The sequence below is a fragment of the Ruminococcus sp. Marseille-P328 genome (assembly GCF_964249465.1).
GTDB lineage: Bacteria > Bacillota > Clostridia > Lachnospirales > Lachnospiraceae > Blautia_A > Blautia_A faecis.
The window spans coordinates 13,246-25,846 of the sequence record NZ_CAXUBQ010000020.1; the positions used below are offsets into that span (position 1 = coordinate 13,246).

At 43.7% G+C, this 12,601-nt stretch carries 8 protein-coding genes and 1 tRNA gene; 6 read left to right on the forward strand and 3 right to left on the reverse strand.

The genetic code is table 11. The features are described 5' to 3' along the window. Position 1 precedes the first annotated feature (1 nt). Both ACESTK_RS14135 and ACESTK_RS14140 read right to left on the reverse strand, forming a co-directional pair. Complete coding sequence (locus ACESTK_RS14135; protein WP_118579353.1) at positions 2-1,045, reverse strand: V-type ATPase subunit; 1,044 nt, start codon at positions 1,043-1,045, stop codon at positions 2-4. Continuing rightward, positions 1,045-1,365, reverse strand: a complete 321-nt coding sequence (locus ACESTK_RS14140; RefSeq protein WP_373120025.1) for a hypothetical protein — start codon at positions 1,363-1,365, stop codon at positions 1,045-1,047. Before ACESTK_RS14140 ends, ACESTK_RS14135 begins: the two co-directional genes overlap by 1 nt. Before the next feature lie 502 nt (positions 1,366-1,867). On the opposite strand from ACESTK_RS14140, the gene trmB reads away from it, so the two are divergent. From trmB to ACESTK_RS14160, 4 genes are all read left to right on the forward strand, one after another. Further along, on the forward strand, positions 1,868-2,521 hold the full coding sequence (gene trmB, locus ACESTK_RS14145) for a tRNA (guanosine(46)-N7)-methyltransferase TrmB (RefSeq protein WP_118579347.1): 654 nt from the start codon (positions 1,868-1,870) through the stop codon (positions 2,519-2,521). Between the two features lie 65 nt (positions 2,522-2,586). Beyond that, positions 2,587-2,748, forward strand: a complete 162-nt coding sequence (locus ACESTK_RS14150) for a hypothetical protein (RefSeq protein WP_195698969.1) — start codon at positions 2,587-2,589, stop codon at positions 2,746-2,748. Positions 2,749-2,764: 16 nt separating this feature from the next. Next, complete coding sequence (locus ACESTK_RS14155) at positions 2,765-6,250, forward strand: DEAD/DEAH box helicase (RefSeq protein WP_373120026.1); 3,486 nt, start codon at positions 2,765-2,767, stop codon at positions 6,248-6,250. Positions 6,251-6,635: 385 nt separating this feature from the next. Next, positions 6,636-6,708, forward strand: a tRNA-Lys gene (locus ACESTK_RS14160). A 985-nt stretch (positions 6,709-7,693) separates the two neighbouring features. Here the strand turns inward: ACESTK_RS14160 and ACESTK_RS14165 are convergent. Next, on the reverse strand, positions 7,694-8,251 hold the full coding sequence (locus ACESTK_RS14165; protein WP_195379946.1) for a C40 family peptidase: 558 nt from the start codon (positions 8,249-8,251) through the stop codon (positions 7,694-7,696). Between the two features lie 304 nt (positions 8,252-8,555). Between ACESTK_RS14165 and ACESTK_RS14170 the strand changes: the two genes are divergently transcribed. Further along, entirely contained in the window at positions 8,556-10,325 is a 1,770-nt protein-coding gene (locus ACESTK_RS14170; RefSeq protein WP_204452729.1) for a DUF885 family protein, read from the forward strand. A 230-nt stretch (positions 10,326-10,555) separates the two neighbouring features. Next, positions 10,556-12,121 (forward strand): CapA family protein, encoded by a 1,566-nt coding sequence (locus tag ACESTK_RS14175; RefSeq protein ID WP_148463724.1) that lies wholly within the window; start codon positions 10,556-10,558, stop codon positions 12,119-12,121. Positions 12,122-12,601 lie beyond the last annotated feature (480 nt).

Here is a 12,601-nt window from a genome sequence, read left to right on the forward strand (position 1 = left end):
ACTAATTGTTGTGAACATAATGCATTGCCTCGTCCGGATCAACCTGGTAACGAACACACTCCAGTGCGATGGTCAGACGGTTTACCTCATGCTCTTTGTGGTAAAGATAAGAATACAAAACAGCTACTGAATAAGGATCCTTGCGAGCCTCTTTCTCAAGCACGGTACGGAGCAGACTATTATAAAGCTCCTCCATGGAGATCAGGTTCAGCTGCTGATATTTCCTGCCGTACCAGGTACGGGAAAAGATCTGCTCACCTTCTTCTTTGCTGGTAGCTTCCACCAGAGCTGTGATTTCTTCTTTCTTTAGTTTATAATTCACGGGAATCAGCTGTGCGTAGATGGCTGCCGGCTCCATTTTGTAATAACGCTTGGATCGCAGGATAAACTGCAGATTCAGCATATCAAACTTCTCACCATAAGCCTTGGTGATCTCGTCCAGATCGTTTCCCTTGAATAACTTTTTGCGGACACTCCAGATCTGATTAAAATAATAAAGATCAAGAGCCATTCCGTAGTCAAATAAAAGTCCATTGCCGTTCTCATATACGCTCTGAAGCGGAGCATAGAATTCATTGCCCTTCAGGGCTGTCATGAACTCATCCATATTTCCGGCACCTGCCACTCTGTCAATGTCCAGCTTGGAATGGTGCAGGAAAAAGTCGCGGTAAGGACTCATATCCACAGGATCGGTGCTTCTGTGATCAAAAAGATTCGTCATGATCTCTTTCAGAACACGGATTTCGTAGCGCTTGGAATAAAGTGCCAGGAACTTGCGCTGCTCCTTGTTTGCAAAATTGTAAATGCGGGAGAAATTTCCGAAAATGGATTTCTTCAGAAGCTTCTCGATCTCACCTCGGTGAAGATTATTCTCATCAAGGTCTGACCATGCTTTCGCATATTCCGGCGTTTTCTTCAAATAAGCGGCTACCTGTGGAACGTCCGAAAAGCGGACGATTTCCTGAAGCTGTTCATCTGTCACCAGATGACTGCTCATAGCGCGTATTTTCGTGGAAATTCCGCTGTAGGAAAGAACGCTTCCCATTACATCACTTCCTCCTGAATGATCTTTTCAAAAATTTCTCTGGAAAGGCGTTCGTGATTCTTCGCATAGTAAGCGTCCAGCTGACTTAAGGCAGCCTGAGTGTCTTCCCGCAGGGATGACAGGCGCTTATCCTTCTCACCCTCAAGATTCCGGCGAATTTCCTTAATCTGCTCTTCTGTCTGTTTCTCCAGCTGGGTGTCGAATTCCTTGGACTGCCTTTCCATCTCAGCTGAAAGAGCTTTCCTCTTCTGCAGTGCATCCTTCATAATGGTCTCTGCAGTTGTCTCTATCTCGGATAACTTACCGATTATCTGTTCCATTTTTCCCCTCCTTTTTCAAGTTTTAAGTATCTTACACCCATTTTGATGAAAATACCAGTCAAACTTTGCCTAAAATTTTCACAAAAATTCAATACAATTCCAGATGTTTTGACTAAAAATTAACGATCTTATCAATTCCTGTCATATCGAAATTTTATACTAGGTACACGTATTAATTATAAATAGGAAGAAAATGCATATTTATACAGAGTTCTCCCACATTTTTCCGTTACTTTTCTTATTGACGCATTTCATATTCAGTCAAAATTGGTCAGTTTTTTCAATTAAAAGAACTTTGCGTTTTCCCCCTGACATAGAATGTGTTTGAAAAATCACGATATCAATATTATTGCGGAAAAGCAGGAAATCATGTATAGTAGTTTTGTTAAGAATGAATACAATTTCAGCTGATTCTGACAAGCATTTTTTACCACCCGGTAAACTTTTGCAAAGAGCCGGAATCAGTTTCATACAGCTATAAATATAATTACAGGAGGAACCTATGCGACTTAGAAATATACCAGGCGCCAAAGACGCAATTGCAGAAAGTATCTACGTGATCCAGAATCCCCAGGAGAATAAGGGAAACTGGGACAAGGTTTTCCCACAGCATCAGCCTGTCCATCTGGAGGTTGGCATGGGAAAAGGCCGCTTTCTTATGGATATGGCGAAGCTCCATCCGGAGATCAACTATATCGGAATCGAAATGTATGACAGCGTACTCCTTCGTGCCATTCAGAAGAAAGAAGCCCTTGCAGAAGAAGGACAGGAGCTTTCTAATTTAAAATTCATGCGCATGGATGCAAGACTTCTTCCCGAAGTTTTTGAAAAAGGCGAGGTTTCCAGAATCTATCTGAACTTCTCTGATCCTTGGCCTAAGGCCCGCCACGCTTCCCGCCGCCTTACCTCCCGGGAGTTTCTTTCCCGCTACGACAAGATTCTGAAAGAAGACGGAACCATCGAGTTCAAAACTGACAACCGCGGCCTGTTCGACTTTTCCCTGGAAGAAGTCCCGGAAGCAGGATGGAAACTGGAAGCTCACACCTTTGACCTCCACCATAACGAAGAAATGATGATTGGAAATGTAATGACCGAATATGAGGAAAAATTTTCCTCTATGGGAAATCCGATCTGTAAGATGATCATTCGTCGTTAAATGTTTCACCTTGCTGTATTTCTTTTCATATTATAAGGAAGAAATATCTGGCAGGAGTTTTTTATATGAAGCGAACCAGATCTTTGCAAAAATTTGCTGCTCAATTTGGCTATGAACATAAAAACAGAAGCAATCCCTTCTCCGGCATAAAAAAGCATGCCAATGAACTGTCCAAACTGCTGGACAGCATGTTTCCTAAGGATAAAAACAACAAAGAAAAATCATAAAAAGGAAGCCAAACAAATGAAAAATTCTCCGACAGAAGTGAAAAAGAAAGAAACGGAAGAGCGCAAACGTCAGGAAGAGCTGGAAAAACAAAAGCGTAACGAAACGTACCAGCTCCTTGGCGGTTCCCCAAATGACAGTGACACAGCCGACGATTCCTCATTAGACGGAAATATCCAACAGCTGGAAAATTACAGCTACTTTGACGGCGACAAAATTCTTGAATCCCTAAAGCTTGCCCCCAAAGACCGAAAAAACGGGGAAGCCATCTATCGCCAGCAGAAAATGAATGTCACAGATATTTCCTGCGGCTACGACAGGATGAACGGTCAGCGCCTTGGCCAGATTGAAGCAACCTTCCAGACTGGCAGAGATATCTTCGGCGTCACCCTTCTTTTCTCTCACGAGGAAGTTACTTATGCAAGATGCGGATGCCCGGAATGCCACAGAAAATACTGGGGCTGGTATTCTGATAATTCCAGGTGCCAGTATACAGCTGCACTTGCCTTCTATATTCGTGATTATGTAAACCACAGCAATTTTTCGGATGCCACTGACATGAACGGAGACTATCTGCTGAACTCCTATCGCAGAGGACAGCTCAAAAATGACCAGAAAGAAACACCGGCCCATGTTTCCGCAGGTGTTTCCCTGGTTCCAAGACTGACACAGAATGACAATAAGCTTTCCGTTTCTTTTAAGGTAGGAACTTCCAAAATGTTCGTGGTAAAAAAACTGGATGACTTCTGCCGTCAGGTTCGCAACGGTGAGACCGTTCAGTATGGAACCAGCACCCAGATCAGCCACAAAACGCAGGATTTCACAGAGGAGAGCCGCAAATGGATCCGCTATATTGACCGGATCGTCCGCGAGGAAGAGCAGTTTGTAGACAAAATCCAGAATTCCGGCATCTATTTGCCAAAAAAATTTAATGTTGGCAATTCTCTGGATCTTTTTGGCTGGCGTCTGGACAGTTTTTATGACAATATTTGCAATGATAAAATAGATTTTGAAGATAAAACTCCGGATGCTGCCCGTAAAAAAGCCCAGCTTCACTGCAAAACAGGGAATCCACGGATTTCCATACGGATTCTGGATGCCTCTAAGGACAAAAAGCAATTTGACAGTGTCACAGTGAAGGGATACATCCCAGAGCTTTTTCAGGGTATGGACTCTTCATACTTTATCCAGGATGACAGCTTCTGTAAAACCGAACCGGCCTTTATGGAGAAGGTCCGTCCATTGACAGCGCTTTCCAGAAATGGAGAATTCCACTTCCAGATGGGGCGTAATACACTGTCCAATTTTTATCACAATGTGCTGCCCCAGCTTCAGGAAGTGGCGGATATTACGGAGGAAAATCCGGAGAAATTCAGACAGTACCTCACGCCTGAAGCACACTTCGTATTTTATCTGGACATGGAAAACGATAACGTTATCTGCAAGGTAAGCGCCTTTTATGGAAAAAGAGAATTCTCTGTAGGAAAGCTTTTACTTCATGAGGATATCTCCCCGGACCAGCAGTTCCGTGACTTTCCTCTGGAAAACAGTGTGCTGGATCAGACCATGGAATGGCTGCCTTACTATGATCCCGACTTTGACGTACTTCACTGCAACCATGACGAAGAACTTAGCTATCAGATCATGGAGTCGGGAACTGCCGCCCTCATGGAGCTTGGCGAAGTACGCTGCACCAACCGTTTCCGCAGCAGACACACCTTAAAGACTGTAAAGGTTTCCGTTGGTGTGTCCGTATCCGGCGGACTCCTGGATCTGAATATTTCCACGGATGATATTTCCAGCCAGGAGCTTCTGGATATCCTGAAAAGCTATCAGCTGAAGAAAAAATATTACAAGCTGAAAAGCGGCGAATTTGTCAATCTTCAGGAGCAGAACCTGGAAATGCTGGCAGAACTGATGAAAACCCTTCATCTCACCCCAAAGGAATTTGTCAAAGGAAAAATGCACATTCCGGCATACCGCACCTTATATCTGGATCAGATGCTGGAGAGCAACGAAAACATATATGCCAACCGCGACCGTCATTTCCGTGAAATCGTAAAAGGCTTCAAAACCATTAACGATGCCGATTTTGAAGAGCCGGAAAGCCTTTCCAGAATCATGCGAAAATACCAGAAGAACGGTTATAAATGGCTGCGTACCCTGGAAGCATGGAAATTTGGCGGAATTCTCGCCGATGATATGGGCCTTGGAAAAACCTTACAGGTAATCGCAGTTCTTCTTGCAGCGAAACTTGAAGGAAAAACCGGCACATCCCTGGTAGTAGCCCCCGCTGCCCTTGTTTTTAACTGGGGTGAAGAGCTTGCCCGATTTGCCCCACAGCTGAAGGTATCACTGATCGCAGGAAGTCAGTCCGAACGTCAGGCGAAGCTTCAGACGTACTCAGATTTCGATGTTCTGGTCACCTCTTACGATCTTTTAAAAAGAGATATTGACCAATATGAGGAAAAAGAATTTTTATACCAGATCATTGATGAGGCACAGTATATCAAGAATCACACAACAGCAGCAGCCAAATCTGTAAAGGTGATCCACAGCCAGACCCGCTACGCACTTACTGGAACACCAATTGAGAACCGCCTCAGTGAGCTTTGGAGCATTTTCGATTATTTAATGCCTGGATTCCTTTATGGTTACGATACCTTCAAAAAGGAATTTGAAACTCCGATTGTAAAGAACGACGATGAGTCTGCCATGACCCGCCTGCAGAAAATGGTGTCCCCATTTATCCTTCGCCGTCTGAAAGAGGATGTGTTGAAGGATCTTCCTGAAAAACTGGAAGAAGTCCGTTACGTGAAATTTGAGGATGCACAGCAGAAGCTGTATGATGCCCAGGTTGTACATATGAAGGAAAAAATTGCCCAGCAGGACGAGGGCGAATTTAATAAGAGCAAATTGTGGATTCTGGCTGAATTGACGAAGCTGCGACAGATCTGCTGCTCTCCTTCTCTTTGCTTTGAAAATTACCGCGGTGAATCTGCCAAGGCTGAGAGCTGTATGCAGCTGATCCAGAGTGCTATTGATGGTGGGCACCGTATGCTTTTATTTTCCCAGTTTACTTCCATGCTGGCTCTTCTTCAGGCAGCACTGGAAAAAGAGGGGATTCCTTATTACATCATCACTGGGGAAACCTCCAAGCAGAAACGACAGGAGCTTGTGAAACAGTTCAATTCTGATACCACTCCTGTATTTCTCATTTCCCTGAAAGCAGGCGGCGTTGGACTGAATCTGACAGGTGCAGATGTGGTTATCCACTATGACCCCTGGTGGAATCAGGCTGTCCAGAATCAGGCCACTGACCGTGCCCACCGTATCGGACAGACAAAGAAAGTTACCGTGTACAAGCTCATCGCCCGCAATACCATCGAAGAAAAGATCCAGAAGCTTCAGGAAGCAAAGCAGGACCTGGCAGAGCAGATCATCAGCGGTGATATGGGACAGCTGAGTGGTATGAGCAGGGAGGATATTCTGGAATTGTTGTAGGAAATAAGGTACTATTGCTATTTAATGTGTTTAAGTTCCAGCCGACACACAGCATTTGGGCAATGTGTATTACTCCAGCGAGCCATTTCAGGCGCGCTCTTAGCGTAAGCAAAATCCAGCGCTTACGGAGACTTATGCGTGAGGGCTCTCCCGAACGCATTAGTCGCAGTTAGCGATTAGTTTGCTGGAGCGTTGCGCCGGCGAGTGAGTAATACACATTGTCCAAATGCGTCCCTCCTGAAGAACTTTCAACACACTAAATAGCAATCGTAAAAGTTTTCGAAAAAATTTAAAAAAATTATAAAATTCCTATTGACTTTTGTCCTACACTTGATATATAATACATCTTGCGTTGAGGAAATAACAAATCAACGAAATAGGAAATGCGCCTTTAGCTCAGTTGGTAGAGCACCTGACTCTTAATCAGGGTGTCCAGGGTTCGAACCCCTGAAGGCGCACTGAAAGCACTGTTTTTGCGGACAAAGCGATTGCCGCGGGGACGGTGTTTTTTTGTGCCTGCAAAGTCAGTAAGATCAAGGCTTTCGGGGATTTTAACCCTTTCGACTATAAATTGTAATCTCACGTTTTTCCAAAAACTGTTACATTTGGGGTAGTTACAAATGGTTACATTTGAATACATTTTTGAATACAAATAAAGTATGCAACTTTACCTTTCAATTTCTCTTAGCAAAAAGCCCTCTGCCATAAATCATATCTGATTCTGGCAAAGGGCTTTCTTCACTTGATTTTTATAAATTTTTCTCTTTCCTTATTCTCATAATTTGCTCCATTGGAACTCCAAATATCTGAGAGATCTCTGTAGCATTGTACTTAATATAAAAATCAGCTGTTCTGCGCCTGGGATACTCTCACGGTTGCCAACCGCATTCGTAATCCTATACTTTTTTGTCAGACATTTTATCGTTTTTGGCTTTAATTGTAATATTTTCCGCGAATATTCTATAATATTTTGATTTTGTAAAAGTCAATACCTTTTTGCCGATTTCTGTCGAATTTTACATTTTCATAACAATAACCAAAACATTTGTTTCGATTCCCATTATGTAAATCAACTCATCCACATGCTTTTCCATGTGGATAATGTGGATAACTTTGTGCATAACTTGATTTTTCAACATTTTTTCATATTTTTGAAAGTGGAAAACTTTCTACCTATTAATTCACCTATCCACATTTTTTTAAAGTCTTTGTGCAATCTGCTAATTTCAACATTTTTCGACATTTTTCCTTGCAAAATATCGTATTTACAATACCTTACAAAATACACACAAATCAATTTTATTCTCTCACTATTCCCCTTTGTATCGTGGCAGGCTCCCGCCACTGTACAAAAAGGCCGGGGAAACCTTCCCCGGCTGTAAATGTCAGAACAGGATAACCGGATTTCATATCTGTTTTATCAAATGCTCCGCTCCCTCACTCTTATTCACTAAAGAAGCCGTCCGCTTCAATATAAGTTCCTACTCCCACAGTCGCCTCATAATCATAGTTGGAAATCTTGATTCCAGACGCAGATGTACTTGCATGGATAATCTGTCCATTTCCAATGTACAGTGCCACATGGCTGATTCCGCTTCCATAGAAAATCAGATCTCCTGGCTCCAGATCTTCCACGCTTTTTTTCGCTGATTGATTATACTGATCTGCTGCTACTCTGGGCAGTGAATAGCCAAACTGTGCAAACACAGACATTACAAAACCGGAACAGTCTGCTCCGTTTGTCAGACTTGTCCCACCGTAAACATAAGGATTTCCCTCAAACTGCAGCGCAAAATCCACGATTTGCTGACGAAGCTCTTCCTCAGAAAGTACCTCCTCTGCCTCTGCAGTCTCTGTCATCCCAGCTACAAATGCCTCGCCCGCCTTTTCCACAGCAGCCTTAGTCGCTGCAAACGCAGTCTGTGGAAAAATCATCTGAGAACAGACCGTTATACACATTGTCATTCCGCAGATCAGTTTTTTCATTTTATTTTTTAACATTCATACACCTCTCAATTTATATAAAATCGCCCTTCAAAATGTTACATTTATATTAAGCATATGTAACAATTACGCATAATATCACAACAATCTGTTACCGTCAATTTTGCTCCCACAAATAAAAAAATCGCCTTTTCCGTGAAATCCAACAACTTCCCCATGACATCCCCAACTAATTTCGTCATTCCCGTCAGTCTTGTACACAAAATACACATAATCTTAAAACCATGGAACCAAATATTTCGCATACTACACTGAAATTCTCAATAATATAGTAGAAATCCCCCAGAGCAGAGGGCATCCTATGTCAAACAGACCAAAATTCACCGCCGCTATTCTGGCTTTTTTTCTTATTATCTGCTTCACATTTTCCTGGCTTTTCAGTCATGTCTTCTCCGAAAATGCCCGCTTCGAAAACTTCGCGGAGTCCATATTTGAAAAAGAGGTTTCCGGAAACGCCCTGAACCTTCATTATTCCCTGGCTTATCCGGAAAAACAGGGCATCTCACGCCCCCGCGCTACCCTTGGCACAATACATCCCAACAATGAAAAAGCCTCTGCCCAGTGCCAGGAATATGTAAAAAAGCTGAAAAAATTTTTCCAGTCAAAGCTCAGTACTTCCAATCGCCTGACCCTTGATCTGCTCCTCCTTTACTACCACACCGAAGCCTCTCTGGGCGACAATTATCTTTTGGAAGAGCCGCTTAGCCCAAGCCTCGGGATCCAGGCGCAGCTACCTGTACTGCTGGCGGAATACTCCTTCTACACCAATCAGGACATCACCGACTACCTGAATCTGCTCTGCAGCACAAAAGAATATTTCCAGAGCATTCTCGCCTTTGAACAGACAAAATCTGATGCCGGATTTTTTATGTGCGACGAAACCCTGGAACGCATTCAGGACCAGTGCCGTGCTTTTATTCAAAACCCGGATTCCAATTATATGCTGGAAATTTTTTCTCAGAAACTAAAAGCCTATGGAAAGCTTTCCGAAAAGGACCAGGAACAGCTGAACCTGACCCATAAACAGATTCTGAAGGAAAAGGTTCTCCCCGCATATCAAACGCTGATAGAAGGTCTGGAGCAACTTCGGGGAACAGGCAAAAATACCGGAGGACTGGTCAATTTTTCCGGTGGAAAGGAATATTACCAATATCTTCTAAAAAGCCAGGTGGGAATCTACATACCTGTGGAAAAACTGGAAAAGCGCCTCACCCAGCAGCTTTCCACCGATTCTCAGGAAATTTCAGAACTTTTGAAACAGCATCCACAACTTCTCACATTGCTAAATGAGAAAATGGATTTGCCAGATATGGAGCCCACACGGGTCATGGAGCTTCTGGAAAAAAATATTCAGCAGGATTTCCCCTCCACTGCTTCTGTAGATTTCGAAATCCGGTCTGTACATAAATCCATGGAAGAATTTCTCAGCCCGGCGTTTTACCTGACACCGCCAATGGACACAGGAGCGCCAAATGTTATTTACATCAATCATGGACGGCAAATTTCCAATCTGGAGCTTTTTACCACGCTGGCGCACGAAGGCTTCCCCGGTCATCTTTACCAGACCGTTTATTTCGGACGACAAAGTCCATCCCATATCCGGTATCTCATCGATTACAGCGGATACGTGGAAGGCTGGGCCACTTATGTGGAAAGTTACGCGTATGATTATGCAGCAGATTATCTGTCTGCCGGCACCTTATCCTCACAGGAAGCTTCTGCTTGCACGCGACTTTCCTGGCTGAACCGCAGCGTGAATCTGTGCATTTACTCCCTGTTGGATGTGGGAATCCATTACCACGGCTGGACTCCTGCGCAAGCCGCCCGCTTCCTGAAACTTTTCGGAATCCGTGATGCTGCTGTCACGGCCGAGATTTACCGATATATCACCGAAACACCTGCTAATTATCTGAAATACTATGTGGGATATCTGAATTTTCTGGATCTGAAAGAAGAACAGCAATCCCTCCTTGGCGAAAACTTTGATCTGAAAAGTTTTCATCAGAAGATACTGGAAATCGGCCCTGTGCAGTTTCCGGTTTTGCGAAAATACATGAACGAGAAATTGTGATTGCCTCTGAAGCTGCAGTATTTTCGCCCGGCTTCTGCCTGCCAGATCCACGCGCAATATTACCCGAAAATTCCCGAAATGCTGTAACATTTTTTTAAATATTTATGTAATAACTTCTTTCTTTGAGCACAATAATTTGCTATAATGAACTCACATTGAAAATATGCAGGAGCAATCTGATTTTCTGATCCTGCTGGTCATATTTTCCTACATTAGAGAAGGGCAAAATCATGAAAAAACGAGATAATCTCCCATTAAATTATAAAGAACGACTGAATTCCAGAACCAGCTTTCTGGTATCCGTCGCGGTTCTGGTGGTTCTCTGCCTGGTGTTTAACCAGATGGACTACACCATGATCCGCCAGCCAGCTGCCCAGGCGAAAAAGGCAGCTGACTTACAAAAACAGAAGGAAGAAGAGGCAGCTGCCACCACCCAGGAAGTCACTACAGCCACAGTTCTTGCAGTTGGGGATAACCTGGTTCAGCCAAGTCTTCTTGCATCCGGTCAGTCAGAAACCGGCGCCTGGAATTATGACAGTGTTTATGCTAATCTGAAATCCGATATACAGGCTGCCGACATTGCTATGGTCAATCAGGAAACACCTTTCACCACAGACCACAGCGCAGTCAGCGGTACCGCGCCTTACGCCACTCCTACAGAGGTTGGCGACGCACTTATAAATGCCGGATTTAATGTAATCACATCTGCCACAGCACTGATCGATGACAATGGTTCTTCCATGATCAACGAAACTTTAAATTACTGGGAAACCAGCCATCCGGATGTCACTCTGGTTGGTATTCATAAAAACCAGTCCGGTATAGACGCTCCGAAGATTGTAGAAATTAACGGAATCAAGATTGCGTTCCTTAACTATACCTTCCCGTCATATGGAAGCCAGACTGTAAGCTCCGGCGACAGCACCGATAATTCTGATGGTTCTGCAAACGACTCTGCCAGCTCGGATACTTCCGACAGTTCAACAGGAGATGCAGACAGTTCTGGAAGTACAGATACATCCACTTCCGGAAAAGGCTCTATGATTGACACGTTCAGCACTGCCGATGTTGCAGCCGCCATCAAACAGGCCAAAGCTTCCGCAGACTGTGTGATTTTCTCTGCAAACTGGGGCAAGACCGAAGAACCAATGCCTACCGAATACGAAAAAGAATGGGCCAACTTCCTTATGGAGCAGGGTGTTGACGTTGTGATCGGAACCAATCCGAATGTGCTCCAGCCATATGGCTACCTTACAGATGACTCTGGTCACAACATGCTGATCTACTACTCCCTTGGCAACTTCGTTACCGGTCAGGAAACACTGAAGCAGCTTCTTGGCGGAATGGCAGCCTTTACCATTCAGAAGACTGTAGACGGCGACCAGACCAGCATCCAGATCCAAGATGCCACACTGACACCGCTGGTTATGCATTACAGCTACGATACCCTGGAATATGCACCATATAAGCTGGACGATTATACAGACGCTCTAGCATCTGCACACAGCGTCCGCCAGTCCATCGGAGATGAGTTTTCCCTGGAAAACCTTCAGACAAAATATGATGAAATCATGTCCATGAACGTCACACCATCTACTAAGACGGATCTTCTGGATGTCACATTTGATTCCGACGGAAATATGCTGGATTCCAACGGAAATTACGTGGAGGATAATGATTCCATCACCTCCTCCTGGTACTATCAGACACTTGCCACCCAAAGCAGTTCCAGTTCTGACGGCTCTGGATCAGACAATTCCGGAGCAGACGCATCTGATGACAATTCAGAAGGTTAAATGTCACTGTTCACCGGTAACGTTCCGCGAGGTGTTTGTGTGAACAAAGTTCATACAAAACCCGAAACCTTTGACGCGAAATCATGCGAATGCATGATTTCTATGCATTACGAAGAGCGTTTCTGTGAACAGAGTTAGCAGAACCAAAAATAAATTACGCCCCATACCAGGTTCAATATTACTAATGACAAAATCTGCAGTACTATTATATATAGGCTGCAGATTTTTGTTATTCCGGCATTCCAAACATTTTTTTGTCATCAAATGGCTGGTATACAATTCCTATTTACTGCAAATCAGATAGTATCTATGTCTTATTGTCACGAAAACCAGTCATTTATCACATATAGGTTGTTTTTTCAGACAAAATCAGATAAAATTTATAGTAGAGTAGTAACGATTCCGCACATTCACAGTGATATCCTTCTGGATACACAGAAATCATGTTTTATACGATTTCGCGCCGCATTTCTCGTTTTT

What these genes read in the sequence shown, in the direction of transcription:
- ACESTK_RS14135 (WP_118579353.1), bottom strand. Translation starts at nt 1,045, where the DNA reads ATGGGAAGCGTTCTTTCCTACAGCGGAATTTCCACGAAAATACGCGCT.
- ACESTK_RS14140 (WP_373120025.1), bottom strand. Translation starts at nt 1,365, where the DNA reads ATGGAACAGATAATCGGTAAGTTATCCGAGATAGAGACAACTGCAGAG.
- trmB (WP_118579347.1), top strand. Translation starts at nt 1,868, where the DNA reads ATGCGACTTAGAAATATACCAGGCGCCAAAGACGCAATTGCAGAAAGT.
- ACESTK_RS14150 (WP_195698969.1), top strand. Translation starts at nt 2,587, where the DNA reads ATGAAGCGAACCAGATCTTTGCAAAAATTTGCTGCTCAATTTGGCTAT.
- ACESTK_RS14155 (WP_373120026.1), top strand. Translation starts at nt 2,765, where the DNA reads ATGAAAAATTCTCCGACAGAAGTGAAAAAGAAAGAAACGGAAGAGCGC.
- ACESTK_RS14165 (WP_195379946.1), bottom strand. Translation starts at nt 8,251, where the DNA reads ATGTTAAAAAATAAAATGAAAAAACTGATCTGCGGAATGACAATGTGT.
- ACESTK_RS14170 (WP_204452729.1), top strand. Translation starts at nt 8,556, where the DNA reads ATGTCAAACAGACCAAAATTCACCGCCGCTATTCTGGCTTTTTTTCTT.
- ACESTK_RS14175 (WP_148463724.1), top strand. Translation starts at nt 10,556, where the DNA reads ATGAAAAAACGAGATAATCTCCCATTAAATTATAAAGAACGACTGAAT.